The sequence below is a fragment of the Pseudomonas sp. GW823-FHT06B06 genome (assembly GCF_058795195.1).
This window is the reverse complement of sequence record NZ_JBXAHO010000036.1, coordinates 1-13,201: the sequence shown is the minus strand read 5'-3', so window position 1 is coordinate 13,201 and position 13,201 is coordinate 1. Positions and strand designations below refer to the sequence as shown.

Annotated in this window: 12 protein-coding genes; 10 read left to right on the top strand and 2 right to left on the bottom strand. The window is 62.1% G+C overall.

Annotated features, from left to right (window positions below):
* The first annotated feature begins 67 nt into the window (after positions 1-67).
* Complete coding sequence (locus AC1Q8Q_RS25355; RefSeq protein WP_033044821.1) at positions 68-340, top strand: DUF4242 domain-containing protein; 273 nt, start codon at positions 68-70, stop codon at positions 338-340.
* A gap of 53 nt (positions 341-393) precedes the next feature.
* On the opposite strand, the gene AC1Q8Q_RS25350 is transcribed toward AC1Q8Q_RS25355, so the two are convergent.
* Positions 394-2,304, bottom strand: coding sequence for a sigma-54-dependent Fis family transcriptional regulator (locus AC1Q8Q_RS25350; RefSeq protein WP_492615652.1), 1,911 nt, complete (start codon positions 2,302-2,304; stop codon positions 394-396).
* Between the two features lie 258 nt (positions 2,305-2,562).
* On the opposite strand from AC1Q8Q_RS25350, the gene AC1Q8Q_RS25345 reads away from it, so the two are divergent.
* From AC1Q8Q_RS25345 to pqqE, 6 genes are all read left to right on the top strand, one after another.
* Positions 2,563-3,495 (top strand): transporter, encoded by a 933-nt coding sequence (locus tag AC1Q8Q_RS25345; RefSeq protein WP_033044819.1) that lies wholly within the window; start codon positions 2,563-2,565, stop codon positions 3,493-3,495.
* Between the two features lie 55 nt (positions 3,496-3,550).
* A complete protein-coding gene (locus tag AC1Q8Q_RS25340) occupies positions 3,551-5,647 on the top strand; it encodes a PQQ-dependent dehydrogenase, methanol/ethanol family (protein ID WP_151141473.1) in 2,097 nt (698 codons plus the stop codon).
* A gap of 88 nt (positions 5,648-5,735) precedes the next feature.
* Positions 5,736-5,807: a pyrroloquinoline quinone precursor peptide PqqA gene (gene pqqA, locus AC1Q8Q_RS25335; RefSeq protein ID WP_003243383.1), complete on the top strand. Its 72-nt coding sequence runs from the start codon at positions 5,736-5,738 to the stop codon at positions 5,805-5,807.
* 159 nt (positions 5,808-5,966) lie between these two features.
* Positions 5,967-6,719, top strand: a complete 753-nt coding sequence (gene pqqC / locus AC1Q8Q_RS25330; protein WP_033043061.1) for a pyrroloquinoline-quinone synthase PqqC — start codon at positions 5,967-5,969, stop codon at positions 6,717-6,719.
* Entirely contained in the window at positions 6,716-6,991 is a 276-nt protein-coding gene (gene pqqD, locus AC1Q8Q_RS25325; RefSeq protein ID WP_083348688.1) for a pyrroloquinoline quinone biosynthesis peptide chaperone PqqD, read from the top strand. The genes pqqC and pqqD overlap by 4 nt, the downstream gene beginning before the upstream one ends.
* On the top strand, positions 6,963-8,138 hold the full coding sequence (gene pqqE / locus AC1Q8Q_RS25320) for a pyrroloquinoline quinone biosynthesis protein PqqE (protein ID WP_492615651.1): 1,176 nt from the start codon (positions 6,963-6,965) through the stop codon (positions 8,136-8,138). Before pqqD ends, pqqE begins: the two co-directional genes overlap by 29 nt.
* A 17-nt stretch (positions 8,139-8,155) precedes the next feature.
* On the opposite strand, the gene AC1Q8Q_RS25315 is transcribed toward pqqE, so the two are convergent.
* Positions 8,156-9,112 (bottom strand): LysR family transcriptional regulator, encoded by a 957-nt coding sequence (locus AC1Q8Q_RS25315; RefSeq protein ID WP_080725407.1) that lies wholly within the window; start codon positions 9,110-9,112, stop codon positions 8,156-8,158.
* Between the two features lie 388 nt (positions 9,113-9,500).
* On the opposite strand from AC1Q8Q_RS25315, the gene AC1Q8Q_RS25310 reads away from it, so the two are divergent.
* The 3 genes from AC1Q8Q_RS25310 (at position 9,501) to AC1Q8Q_RS25300 (ending at position 12,894) form a co-directional block, all read left to right on the top strand.
* The gene (locus tag AC1Q8Q_RS25310; RefSeq protein WP_020800907.1) at positions 9,501-9,830 is read left to right on the top strand and encodes a DUF485 domain-containing protein; all 330 of its coding nucleotides are present in this window, start codon (positions 9,501-9,503) and stop codon (positions 9,828-9,830) included.
* Positions 9,827-11,476, top strand: coding sequence for a cation acetate symporter (locus tag AC1Q8Q_RS25305; protein ID WP_033045241.1), 1,650 nt, complete (start codon positions 9,827-9,829; stop codon positions 11,474-11,476). Before AC1Q8Q_RS25310 ends, AC1Q8Q_RS25305 begins: the two co-directional genes overlap by 4 nt.
* Positions 11,477-11,643: 167 nt before the next feature.
* Positions 11,644-12,894 (top strand): OprD family porin, encoded by a 1,251-nt coding sequence (locus tag AC1Q8Q_RS25300; RefSeq protein WP_492615650.1) that lies wholly within the window; start codon positions 11,644-11,646, stop codon positions 12,892-12,894.
* Positions 12,895-13,201: the final 307 nt, after the last annotated feature.

Sequence of the window (13,201 nt, the reverse complement as noted above, 5' to 3'; positions counted from 1 at the left end):
TGCGCGGTCTCTGCCTTTTCATCTCGGGTGATGCGTCATCGCTCACCACTCATTTGAAGGAACTGTCATGCCTCAATATGTCATCGAACGGGAAATCCCGGGAGCTGGAAAACTCTCGGCCGAGGAACTCCGGGCCATCTCGCAGAAGTCCTGTGCCGTGCTCAGCACCATGGGGCCTCACATCCAATGGCTCCACAGTTATGTGACAGGCGACAAGGTCTACTGCCTGTACATCGCGGCTAACGAACAGTTGATCCGCGAACATGCCGAGCAAGGCGGCTTCCCGGCCAACAGCGTGGCCGAAGTGCTCGATATCATCGGCGCGAACACCGCCCGCTAGGACCTCGTGCGCAAGGCCGCCGCTCCTCTTGGAGCGCGGTCTTGCCCGTGGCGTTAATCTTCCTGCATCCCCTTGAGCTTGCGGTACAGCGTCGCGCGCCCGATCCCCAGGCTGCGCGCGGCAGCCGAGAGGTTACCGCCGCTCGCCTCCACCGCCGCCTTGATTGCGCGCTGCTTGGAGGCCAGCAAGGTATCCCCCGCCTGTGGCTGCGGCTGCGACTGCGGCTTGCCTGCCGCTGGCGAGGCCAGGGTATCACCAACCTCCATTACGTCGTCCGGCAGGTGCTGCAGGCCGATCTCGCCTTCATTCTCGGCCAGGGCGGCGGCCAGGCGCAGGGTCTGGTAAAGCTGGCGGACATTGCCAGGCCACCGATAGGACAACAGCGCCTGCAGCGCCGCCTTGTTCAGCCTGGGCGCCTGCTGTGCGGTGGTTTCGGCGCACAACAGGTGCTGGATCAGTTCCACTAGATCGTGCCGTTCGCGCAACGCTGGCAGCACCACGCGCAGGCCGTTGATGCGGTAGTAGAGATCCTCGCGGAATCCATGGTTGGCGCTGAGCTGCTTGAGGTCGCGGTGGGTGGCGCAGATCAGCGCGCAGTCCACCTTGATCACCTCGCTGCTGCCAAGGCGGGTCAGGCTGCGCTCCTGCAACACGCGCAGCAGGCGACCCTGCAGCTCCTGGGGCATGTCGCCGATCTCGTCGAGGAACAGGGTGCCCTTGTGCGCCTGTTCGATCTTGCCGCTGGCGCCGCCCTTGCGGCTGCCGGTAAAGGCACCTTCGGCGTGGCCGAACAATTCCGACTCGATCAGGCTGGCCGGAATGGACGAGCAGTTGATCGCGACGAAGGCTTCGCCAGCGCGGCTGCTGCCTTCGTGCAACAGACGGGCGAAGACCTCCTTGCCAGTGCCTGTCTCGCCGTTGATCAATACCGGGATGTCGCGGGCGAAAGCCTTGCGTGCGCGGGCCAGAGCCTCCTGCAGGGCCGGATCCTGCAGACAGGGGCCGGCTTGCGGCGGTGGCAGCGGCTCGGCGGTTTTCGCACGCGAGAGTACCGGAGGCTGTCCCCGCGTCGGTTTCTGCCCGGGGCCGAGCGTGATGCAAGCATGCAGTTCGCCGCGGTGGTGACTGCGCAGGCGCAACGGCGCGCTGAGGTCGTGGCGGCAGTAACAGGTGGCATGAACGAAGGGCATGTCGAACAGTTCGGCGAAGTCCAGGCCGGCCTGGATCTCACCGAGCGTCAACAACTGTGCGGCGATGCGGTTGGCGCAGCGCAGTTTGCCGGCAGGATCGAAGGCCAGCAGGCCTTCCAGTGGCGTGCCGAGGATGTCCAGGCGATGGTGCAAGTGCACCAGCAGCACATCGCCGAGCTGGGCGAACATGCGGTTTTCGATGGCACGCGCGGCGAACACCAGGGAATCGAGGGTGTACACCGAGGGCACGCCATGTTTGCTGCTGGCGTCCAGTACCCCGACTATGCCGCCATCCAGGCCGAAGATCGGCGTGGCCAGACAGGAGAACTGGCGAGCCTCCTCCAGGTAATGCTCCTCGCCGACAAAAAACACCGAGTCGCGTTCGGTGAGGACGCAACTTGGTGCGGTGGTGCCGACGTTTTGTTCGGAAATCTGCGCACCGACGCGGAACACCTGATTCAACTCGCGGTTGTCCGGGCTGAGTCGGCCCAGGCTGCTGAGCACCACGCCTTCCAGATCGAGGCAGGCCAGCACCCAGTCTTTCGGCGACAGGGCGGCGTGCAGCTGCTCCATCTCCGGAGCAGCGCAGGTCAGCAACAGGCGATTGCTTTCAGCGATCTGCTCGCGACTGGCAACCACCGGCGCGTCAAACAGCAGATTGTCGCGCTGGCACAGGCCGTAATTCTGCGAGCGCTGCCAGGATCTCTCGATCACTTGTGAGTCGACGAAACGCTTGCGCGAAGGGGGTGTCGCGGGGCTGTTGGATTTGGGCATGGCATGCGTCTCGCGGCCGAATGTCTCGAAGTGGGCCAGCTCGACCCCAAGCCACTGTCTCAAATTGAGCCAGCGATACAGCGGGACTATTCCCGCACGGCCTTCGACACTTCTTATTATTACTCAAGCCATTGATTTAAAAGCTTTTTTATTAATCCAGAAAAAGCTGGCACAAGCTCTGCTCAATGACTTCACGTTAGTCCGGATAACCGCTCCGGCACTAAGTTGATCATAAACAAAAACAATAAAGGTAATGTCATGAAAATGAGCACAGAGCCGGCTCCTCGCAGCCCGGGCTGGCCACCACACAAGTTTCGCCTGGCCCATCTGTTGCACGCTTCGCTCTTCGGCCTGCTGGCCGGTTTCTCTTGCAGCACCCTGGCGGTGGACGTCGATGCCGGCGATTACACCGCACTTCCCGAAGGCACCAACCTGGGCCTGGTCTATTACCAGCATGCCGAACGCAATGCCCTCTACTCCGACGGCCACAAGGTACCGATCGATGCCGGCCTGGATTCCGACATCGGTATTTTGCGCGGCGTGCACTTCACCAAGATTGGCGATTACATCGTCGACCCGCAGTTCCTCCTGCCGTTCGGCAACTTGCGAGCCAAGGATGATCTGCAAGACCTGGGCAACGACAGCGGCACTGGCGACCTGATCCTTGCCGCCACCGTCTGGCTGCTGAATGAACCGAAAAATCGCCGCTACTTCGGCATCACCCCGTTCCTCTACGTACCCACTGGGAGCTACGACAAGGACCGCGCGATCAACCTCGGCGAGAACCGCTGGAAGCTCGCCCTGCAAGCGGGCTATATCACCGGCCTGACCGAAAAGCTGACCCTCGATCTGGTCGGCGACGTGACGTTCTTTGGCCACAACGACGACTTCGGTAGAGCCAGCGAAACCCAGAAGCAGGACCCTCTCTATCAGGGCCAGGCTTTTCTACGCTACAACTTCACCGAGCGTTTCGATGTGCGCGCGGGCGTTTCGAAGCTCTGGGGCGGTGAAAGCAACATCAGTGACATAGATATGGACGACAAGCCGGGCACCAGCAAATTCACAGTCGGCACGTCGTACTTCGTCACCCCGAGCACCCAGTTGATGGTCAATTACGGGCAGGACATCGCGGTGGACAACGGCTTCGAGGAGGACAGCCGCATCAACTTGCGCATCCTGCAGCTGTTCTAGCCACCGCCGCTCGCCAGGGTCTCATTCCAATTTCAATAACAGGAGTCCTGCGTCTATGAACACGCAGTCTGCATCCCGAATTCTCGCTGGCCTGGCCTTCGCCTTGCTGGCGCCGCTGGCCGTCGCCGCACAGGTCGACCAGGCCGCCATCATTGCCAGCAAGCAAGACGGTAGCCAATGGCTCAGCCATGGCCGCACCTACGACGAACAGCGCTTCAGCCCCCTGGACCAGATCACCGCGAAGAACGCCGACAAGCTGGGCCTGGCCTGGTCCCTCGACCTTGATAACCACCGTGGCCTGGAAGCCACGCCGCTCTTCGCCGACGGCGTGCTCTACACATCGCTGTCCTGGAGCCGCGCGATGGCGGTGGATGCGCGCACCGGCAAGACGCTCTGGACCTTCGATCCGCAGATCGCCCGCGAAAAAGCCCGCGACGCCTGCTGCGACGCGGTCAATCGCGGCGTCGCGCTGTGGAACGGCAAGGTCTTCATTGGCACCCTGGACGGGCGACTGATTGCCCTCGATGCAAAAACCGGCAAAGAGGTGTGGAGCCAGCAGACCACCGACAACAGCAAGCCCTATACCATTACCGGCGCGCCACGTGTGGTAAAGGGCAAGGTCATCATCGGCAACGGCGGCGCCGAATACGGCGTGCGCGGCTACTTCTCCGCCTATGATGCCGAGACCGGCAAGATGGCTTGGCGCTTCTACACGGTGCCCGGCGACCCGAACCAGCCCTACGAACACCCAGAGCTGGCCGAAGCGGCCAAGACCTGGAAGGGTGACGAGTACTGGAAGCTTGGGGGCGGCGGCACGGTATGGGACGGCATGGCCTATGACCCTGAGCTGGACCTGCTGTACATCGGCACCGGCAATGGTTCGCCGTGGAACCGCGAGCTGCGCAGCCCCGGTGGCGGCGACAACCTCTACCTGTCCTCGATCCTCGCGCTCAACCCGGACACCGGTCGGCTGGCCTGGCACTATCAGGTGACCCCGGGCGACTCCTGGGACTTCACCGCCACCCAGCAGATTACCCTGGCGACCCTGGAGATCGGCGGCAAGCCGCGCAAGGTGCTGATGCAAGCGCCGAAAAACGGCTTCTTCTACGTCATCGACCGCCAGACCGGCGAGCTGCTCTCTGCCGAAAAATTCGGCAAGGTCACCTGGGCCGAGAAGATCGACCTGGCGACCGGCAAGCCGGTGGAGGCACCCGGTGTGCGCTACGAGAAAGAGCCCATCGTCATGTGGCCGAGCCCCTTCGGCGCGCACGGCTGGCATTCGATGTCATTCAACCCGCAAACCGGCCTGGTTTATATTCCCTATCAGGAGATCCCGGGTGTCTATCGCAACGAAGGCAAGGACTTCATAAAGCGCAAGGGCTTCAACACCGGCGCGGGCTTCTCCGACGCCACCGAGATTCCCCGCGAGGCTGTTTCCGGTGCATTGCTGGCCTGGGACCCGGTCAAGCAAAAGGAATCCTGGCGCGTACCCTACGATCACTACTGGAACGGCGGCACCCTCAGCACCGCCGGCAACCTGGTGTTCCAGGGTACGGCCAACGGCAACTTCGTCGCTTATTCCGCAGACAAGGGAAAAAAACTCTGGTCGTTCGGCGCACAGACCGGCATCGTCGCCGCCCCCATCACCTACAGCCTGGACGGTGAGCAGTACATCGCCGTGATGGCCGGTTGGGGCGGTGTCGCCCCGCTGATCGGAGGCGATGCCGCCGTCGCGCCGGGAGCCGGTAACCTCAGCCGCCTGCTGGTGTTCAAGCTCGATGGCAAGGCCTCCCTTCCGCCACTGCCGGAAAAAGCCGTGGTGGCGGTGAACCGCACGCCAACACCGGTCGACGCTCCCGCCGCGGATATCGCCGCCGGCCAGCAGTTGTACGGCGCCTACTGCTCCGTCTGCCACGGTGTGGGCGCGCAAAGTGGTGGCTTGATCCCCGATCTGCGCAAGTCCGATGAATCGCGCCGCCACCTGTTCCAGCAGATTGTCCTGGACGGCGTACTGCGGCCGCTAGGCATGCCCTCCTTCAAGGACAGCCTCGAGCCCGCCGATGTCGAGAAGATCAAGCACTACGTCATGAGCCAGGAGTACGCCGCTTACCTCAAGGCACAGCAACCGGTTGCGGCCAAGGCCACGCCGTAGACGTAGCGTAAAAGTGGCGAGTCCGGATGACCGGGCTCGCCACCCTGCCGGGCAACTAACCAACCCAAAAACAATGAGGAACTCGATCATGTGGACCAAACCTGCCTACACCGACCTGCGCATTGGCTTCGAAGTCACGATGTACTTCGCCAACCGGTGACCCTGTAGTGACGGCATGAGTCTTGTGCTGTAACCGATGGCCCCTTCGCGAGCAGGCTCGCTCCCACAGGGGGAAGGCGATCTACTGTGGGAGCGAGCCTGCTCGCGAAGAGGCCGGTAATAACGCCTCATTTCTACGGCTGTTCGTTGGAGAACCGCAATGACCGACACCCCCATGTCCCCCGCCGAATTCGAAGCCGCCCTGCGCGCCAAGGGCGCCTACTACCACATCCACCACCCCTACCACGTGGCGATGTATGAAGGCCGGGCCACCCGCGAGCAGATCCAGGGCTGGGTTGCCAACCGCTTTTACTATCAGGTGAACATCCCCCTGAAGGACGCGGCCATCCTGGCCAATTGCCCGGACCGCGAGGTCCGTCGCGAATGGATTCAACGCCTGCTCGACCATGACGGCGCCCCCGGCGAAGACGGCGGTATCGAAGCCTGGCTGCGCCTGGGCCAGGCCGTCGGTCTCGACCCGGACCAATTGCGCTCCCAGGAACTGGTACTGCCCGGCGTGCGTTTTGCTGTCGACGCCTACGTCAACTTCGCCCGTCGCGCCCGTTGGCAGGAAGCGGCCAGCAGCTCGCTGACCGAGCTGTTCGCCCCGCAGATCCACCAATCGCGCCTGGACAGCTGGCCGCAGCACTACCCGTGGATCGACCCCACCGGCTACGCGTATTTCCGCACCCGCCTGGGCCAGGCGCGGCGCGATGTCGAGCACGGCCTGGCCATCACCCTCGAGCACTACACGACCCGGGAAGGCCAGGAGCGCATGCTGGAAATTCTCCAGTTCAAACTGGACATACTTTGGAGCATGCTCGATGCCATGAGCATGGCCTATGAGTTGAACCGCCCGCCCTACCATACGGTGACGAGTGAACGGGTCTGGCACAAAGGAATCCCCCTATGAGTTTCGATCGCAGCAAGACCCCGTCATGGCGTCCTGGCTACCGTTTCCAGTACGAACCGGCACAGAAAGGCCACGTGCTGCTGTACCCGGAAGGCATGATTAAACTCAATGAAAGCGCCGCGCTGATTGGCGGCTTGATCGATGGCGAGCGCAATGTCGCCGCGATTATCAAGGAACTCAACCAGCAGTTCCCCGATGTGCCTGAGCTCGGTGACGACATCGAGCAATTCATGGAGGTTGCCCGTGCGCAGCACTGGATCGAACTTGCCTGATTCATCCAGGCAAGTGCCGCCCAAGCCCGAGATCGGCCTGCCCCTTTGGTTGCTGGCCGAACTGACTTATCGCTGCCCGCTGCAATGCCCATACTGCTCCAATCCGCTGGATTTTGCCGAACAAGGCCAGGAGTTGAGTACCGAGCAGTGGATCAAGGTGTTCCGCGAGGCCCGCGAGATGGGCGCGGCGCAGTTGGGCTTTTCCGGTGGTGAGCCGTTGGTGCGCCAGGACCTCGCCGAGCTGATTGGCGAAGCTCGCCAGCTGGGGTTCTACACCAACCTGATCACCTCCGGCATCGGCCTGACCGAGCAGAAAATCAGCGATTTCAAGAAGGCTGGTCTCGATCACATCCAGATCAGTTTCCAGGCCAGCGACGAGCAGGTGAACAACCTGCTGGCGGGCTCGAAAAAGGCCTTCGCGCAAAAGCTGGAAATGGCCCGCGCCGTGAAAGCCCATGGCTACCCGATGGTGCTGAACTTCGTGACCCATCGGCACAACATCGACAAGATCGACCGCATCATCGAGCTGTGCATTGCCCTGGAGGCCGACTTCGTCGAACTCGCCACCTGCCAGTTCTACGGCTGGGCGCAACTCAACCGGGCGGGGCTGCTGCCGACCCGGGAACAGCTTGTTCGTGCGGAGCGCATCACCAACGAATACCGCGCCAAACTGGAAGCCGAAGGGCATCCCTGCAAGTTGATTTTCGTCACCCCGGACTACTACGAAGAACGCCCGAAAGCCTGCATGAACGGCTGGGGCAGTATCTTCCTGACGGTCACACCGGACGGCACCGCCCTGCCCTGTCATGGCGCCCGACAGCTGCCGGTGCAGTTTCCCAACGTGCGCGAGCACAGCATGCAGCACATCTGGTACGACTCGTTCGGCTTCAACCGCTTTCGCGGTTACGACTGGATGCCGGAGCCATGCCGCTCCTGCGACGAGAAAGAAAAGGACTTCGGCGGCTGTCGCTGCCAGGCCTTCATGCTCACGGGGGATGCGCGCAACGCGGACCCGGTGTGCAGCAAGTCGCCTCATCACGGCGTGATCCTCAAGGCCCGCGAAGAGGCCGAGCACGCGACCCAGACCATTGAACAACTGGCCTTTCGCAATGAACGAAACTCACGCCTGATCGTCAAGAACGGTTGAATGCGTTAACCCAGGATTCAGGGCGACGGCAAGTACGCCATCACACGGGACTCGCCCATCAGCAGCGGCTGATTGAGTTCCGCGCAGGCACGCAAATAGTCGGCTACCAGAGTGATCCGCTTGAGCTTGCGCAGATCCTCGCTGTAGTACATCCAGAACTGTCGAGTGACCTCGACCTCATCCGGCAGCACTTCACACAAGCGCGGGTCGGGACCGGCGAGGAAGCAGGGCAAAATGGCCAGCGCGCGGCCTTCCAAAGCCGCATGGTACTGGGAGACTACGCTGGTGCTGCGCAGGCGGCTGTGCGCGCCGGGCAGCAGGTCGTTCAGGTAGAGCAGCTTGAAGCTGAAGGCCAGGTCCTCGACATAGGTCACGAACGGGTGACTGGCCAAATCCTCGCTGCTGGTAATCGGTGGATGATCGGCCAGGTACTGCGGTGTCGCATACAGGCGCAAGCGATAGTCGCACAGGCGCGAGCACACGTAGGGCCCCCGTTCAGGACGCTCCAGGGTGATGGCGATGTCCGCCTCGCGTCGCGACAGGTTGACGAAGTGCGGGACCGGCAGGATGTCCACTGAGATGTGCGGATAGTGGATGATGAAATGGCTCATCTGCGTGGTGATGAAACAGGAGCCGAACGCTTCGGTACAGCCGATGCGCAAATGCCCGGCGAGCCCCGCGGTGGTTCCCGATACCTGCTCGCACGCTGCCAGCAATGTACTTTCCAATGATTCGGCGTGACTGATCAGGCGTTGCCCCTCGACCGTCATGACAAAACCCGACGCACGGGACTTCTCGAAAAGCAGTGCGCCAAGGCTTTGCTCAAGGGCGCGGATGCGCCTCGACACCGTGGTGTAGTCGACCCCCAGGCGGCGTGCTGCGCCACTGGCGGTGCGCGCACGGGCGACCTCGAGAAAGAAACGCATATCGTCCCAATTCACTTGGTTTTGCGTTGTGCGATTTTGCATATTCATCAGGCTTTTCTGCCAATTCTTATTGGAAATTAGCCAACATATACTCGCATCCAGCCTGGTTTTACCAGCAGCATTTCGCAAGCGGAAAGGCCCTGATTTCAATCAGGGCTGACGGCCTGAATGCAGGCTCAAAAGCCTGTTTTCAAGGCGAAAAAAGGCAACTGCGCGGCAGTGCAATCTGTCGCATTCGTACCCACCGCGGGTTCATGCGGCGGGCCCACTGTTGGCACCCGATTTCGCCATCAACATCCCCTCGCCTCCGGAAGATCGCCAGGGCAGCAACGACTCCAGCAGCATTCAGGTGACGCTCCGTTTCGGAACGTCGCCCGGGTACCCGTACGCCCCTCAAAAGGCCGACAAACAACAATTAAAAAAGCGGAGCCTCACGATGACGACTGACCATCCGAACCATGTCCAGATCTGCGCCCAGGTCAGGGCCAATCCCAACTTCCAACGCCTTACGCGCCAGCGTTCGCTGCTGGCCTGGTCCCTGAGCGCCGTGGTCCTGGCCGTTTATTACAGCTTCATCATGGTCGTGGCCTTTGCACCCGCCTGGCTGCACTTGCCAATGTACGACGGCAGCCACCTGAGCCTCGGGATGCCGATTGGCGTGGCGATTATCCTGCTGTCCTGGTTGTTGACCGCCTGGTATGTGCACACCGCCAACACCCGCTTCGACGCGCTCAGCGCGCAGATCCTGCAGGAGACCCGCGCATGAAACCCCTACTCGCCCTGCTCGCCTTCAGCCCCTTGCTGGCCACCGCCGCCCCCATCACTGCCGAGAAACAACCGCTCAATGTGCATGCCATCGGCATGTTCTTCGTCTTCGTCCTCGCCACTTTGCTGATCACCTGGTGGGCGTCCCGCCGTACGCGTTCCGCTGCCGACTTCTACAGCGCCGGAGGCGGTATCACAGGCTTCCAGAATGGCCTGGCGATCGCCGGGGACTACATGTCTGCCGCCACGTTGCTGGGGCTCTCGAGCCTTGTGTTCACCAAGGGCTATGACGGCTTCATCTACATCATCGGCTTCTTCGTCGGCTGGCCCATCGTCACCTTCCTGATGGCCGAGCGCCTGCGCAACCTGGGCCGCTACACCTTCGCCGACATCGTCTCCCTGCGCCTGGACCAGACTCGCGTGCGCAGCTTCGCCGCCCTCGGCTCGCTGACGGTGGTGTGTTGCTACCTGGTGGTGCAGATGGTCGGTGCCGGCCAACTGATCAAGCTGCTGTTCGGCCTCGACTATCGTACGGCGGTGGTGGTGGTCGGTCTGCTGATGCTGGTCTATGTGATCTTCGGCGGCATGCTGGCGACCACCTGGGTGCAGATCACCAAGGCGGTCCTGCTGCTGGCGGGCGGCACGACCCTGATGTTGATGGCCCTGAGCCGCTTCGGTTTCAGCTTCGAGACGCTGTCGGCCCAGGCCGTAGCGGTGCATGCCAGCGGCGTGCAGATCATGGGCCCGGGCACCTTGCTGGCCGATCCGGTCAACGCGGTGTCACTGTCCCTGGGCCTCGTCTTCGGTATCGCCGGCCTGCCGCACATCCTGATGCGCTTCTTCACCGTGCCCAATGCCAAGGAGGCGCGCAAATCGGTGTTGTTTGCCACGGTGTTCATCGGCTTTTTCTTCCTCGTGGTCTGCATCCTGGGCTACACCGCCATCGTCATCGTCGGCACAGACCCGCAGTACTACGTCGACGGTAAGCTCGGTGGTGCCATGATCGGCGGCGGCAACATGGTAGCCATGCACCTGGCCAAAGCGGTGGGCGGCAACCTGTTTCTGGGATTCCTTTCCGCCGTTGCCTTCGCCACCATCCTTGCAGTGGTAGCCGGCCTGGCCCTGGCCGGCGCCTCGGCGATCTCCCACGACCTGTATGCCTCGGTATTCAAGAAGGGCAAGGCGGACGAGAAGCAGGAAATGCGCGTGTCGCGCATCGCCACTGTCGGCCTGGGCATTGTCGCAATCTCCCTGGGGATTCTGTTCGAAGGCCAAAACATCGCCTTCCTGGTCGGCCTGACGTTCGGCATCGCCGCCTCGGCAAATTTCCCGGTACTGATCATGGCCATGTACTGGGGTGGCCTGACCACCCGCGGCGCCCTCTACGGCGGCTTGACCGGCCTGGTCAGCGCCCTGGCGTTGGTCATCGGTTCGCCGTCGGTGTGGGTCGGTGTACTGGGCCATGCCCAGGCGATCTTCCCCTACGACCAGCCGGCACTGTTCTCCATGCCCCTGGCCTTCCTGGTTATCGTGGTGGTGTCCAGGCTGGACCGCAGCGAGCGTGCCGATCGTGAACGCGCGGCCTATGCCGATCAGTTCGTGCGCGCCCAGACCGGCCTGGGCGCTGCCATGGCCAGCAGTCACTGACGCTGCAGTGTTTCCGGGGCCAATGCCTCGAGCGCGAGTGCGCCCCTTGGCTTCGCGCTTTTTTACGCCCGCCCTGCGCCGCCCGGCCAGGGCACCGCCAACCAGCCTTCCCTCCACCGGCCACGGCCAGTGCGGGATCGGCTTGCCCATAACAACAAGAGACAAACATGAAACCTACCCTTTTCAGTCTATTCCTCGCAGGCACCAGCCTTGCCACCCAGGCCCATGCGGACTTCATCAAAGACAGCAAGGCCAGCCTGGAGCTGCGCAATTTTTACTTCAACCGAGATTATCGTCAGGCCAACGCCGCCCAATCCAAACAAGAGGAATGGGCCCAAGGCTTCCTGCTGCGCTATGAATCGGGCTTCACCGAAGGGTTGATCGGTGTCGGTTTCGATGCCATCGGACTGGTCGGCGTCAAGCTCGACTCCAGCCCTGATCGCGCAGGTTCCGGCCTGCTCAAACGCCATCGCGACACGAGCAAGGGTGCGCAGGACGAGTACGGCGAACTGGGCCTGACCACCAAAGTGCGCGCCTCCAAAAGCACACTGAAACTCGGCACGTTGCTGCCGAAACTGCCGACGGTACTGGCTAACGATTCACGGTTGTTGCCGCAAACCTTCAAGGGCGGTCAGTTGACGTCGCTGGAACTCGAAGGCCTGACCGTGGACGCCGGGCGCCTGACGCAGGTCAATCAGCGCGACTCCTCGGACTACGAGGACATGGGCATCACCCGAACCGGCGCCAAGGGCATCACCACACGTCACATCGACAGCGACCGCTTCGATTTCGCCAGCCTGAACTACAAATGGACCAGCAACCTCGCCACCGGCTATAGCTACGGTCACCTCGACAACTTCTACAGCCAGCACCTGGTCAACCTGACCTACGTGTTGCCAGTGACGACCGGCCAGTCGTTGAAGACGGATCTGCGCTTCGCCCGTTCAACGGACGATGGGGGCAGCAATGTCGATAACAACGCCATTGGCGCAATGTTCACCTATAACCTTGGTGGGCATGCGTTGGGCCTGGGTTATCAAGGCATGAGCGGCGACACCGGCTACGCCTACGTCAACGGCACCGACGCCTTCCTGGTGAACTTCGTGCAGATTGGCGACTTCGCCAGCAAGGACGAACAGTCCTGGCAGGCGCGCTACGACTACAACTTTGCGGCCATTGGCGTGCCGGGCCTGACCTTCATGACCCGCTACCTCAGCGGCGACAACATCGATCTGGGCGCAAACCGCCCGCAAGGCAAGGAGTGGGAACGGGATACCGACATTGGCTACGTCGTACAGAGCGGGCCGCTGAAAAATGTCGGCGTGAAGTGGCGCAACGCGACGGTGCGCTCGACCCATTTCGGCAGTGACCTGGATGAGAATCGACTGATCCTCAGCTATACCCTGGCGCTCTGGTAAATCCCCCCCGCCACTCGGTGCCTCGCTGGGGTTCGGCATGCCCTCTCTCCGGCCATCGTGGTTAACGGGGCGCTCGCGATCAACAGCCAAAGCGAGGCGGCCTTAAAGCCGACCTGACTTTGGTGATGCCTGTGTTTTGATCGTTCCCACGCGCAGCAAAGGAATGCCGCCCGGGACGCTCTGCGTTCCGCTGACGACGCGTTAATTGAGTCGTGCGCAACGGTGATGCGGGGGCGTCACAGGAAGCCCTGTGTGAAATTGGTTGCCTGCGTACATATCCATTGCTGCGGTAACGGCGGCTTATGGT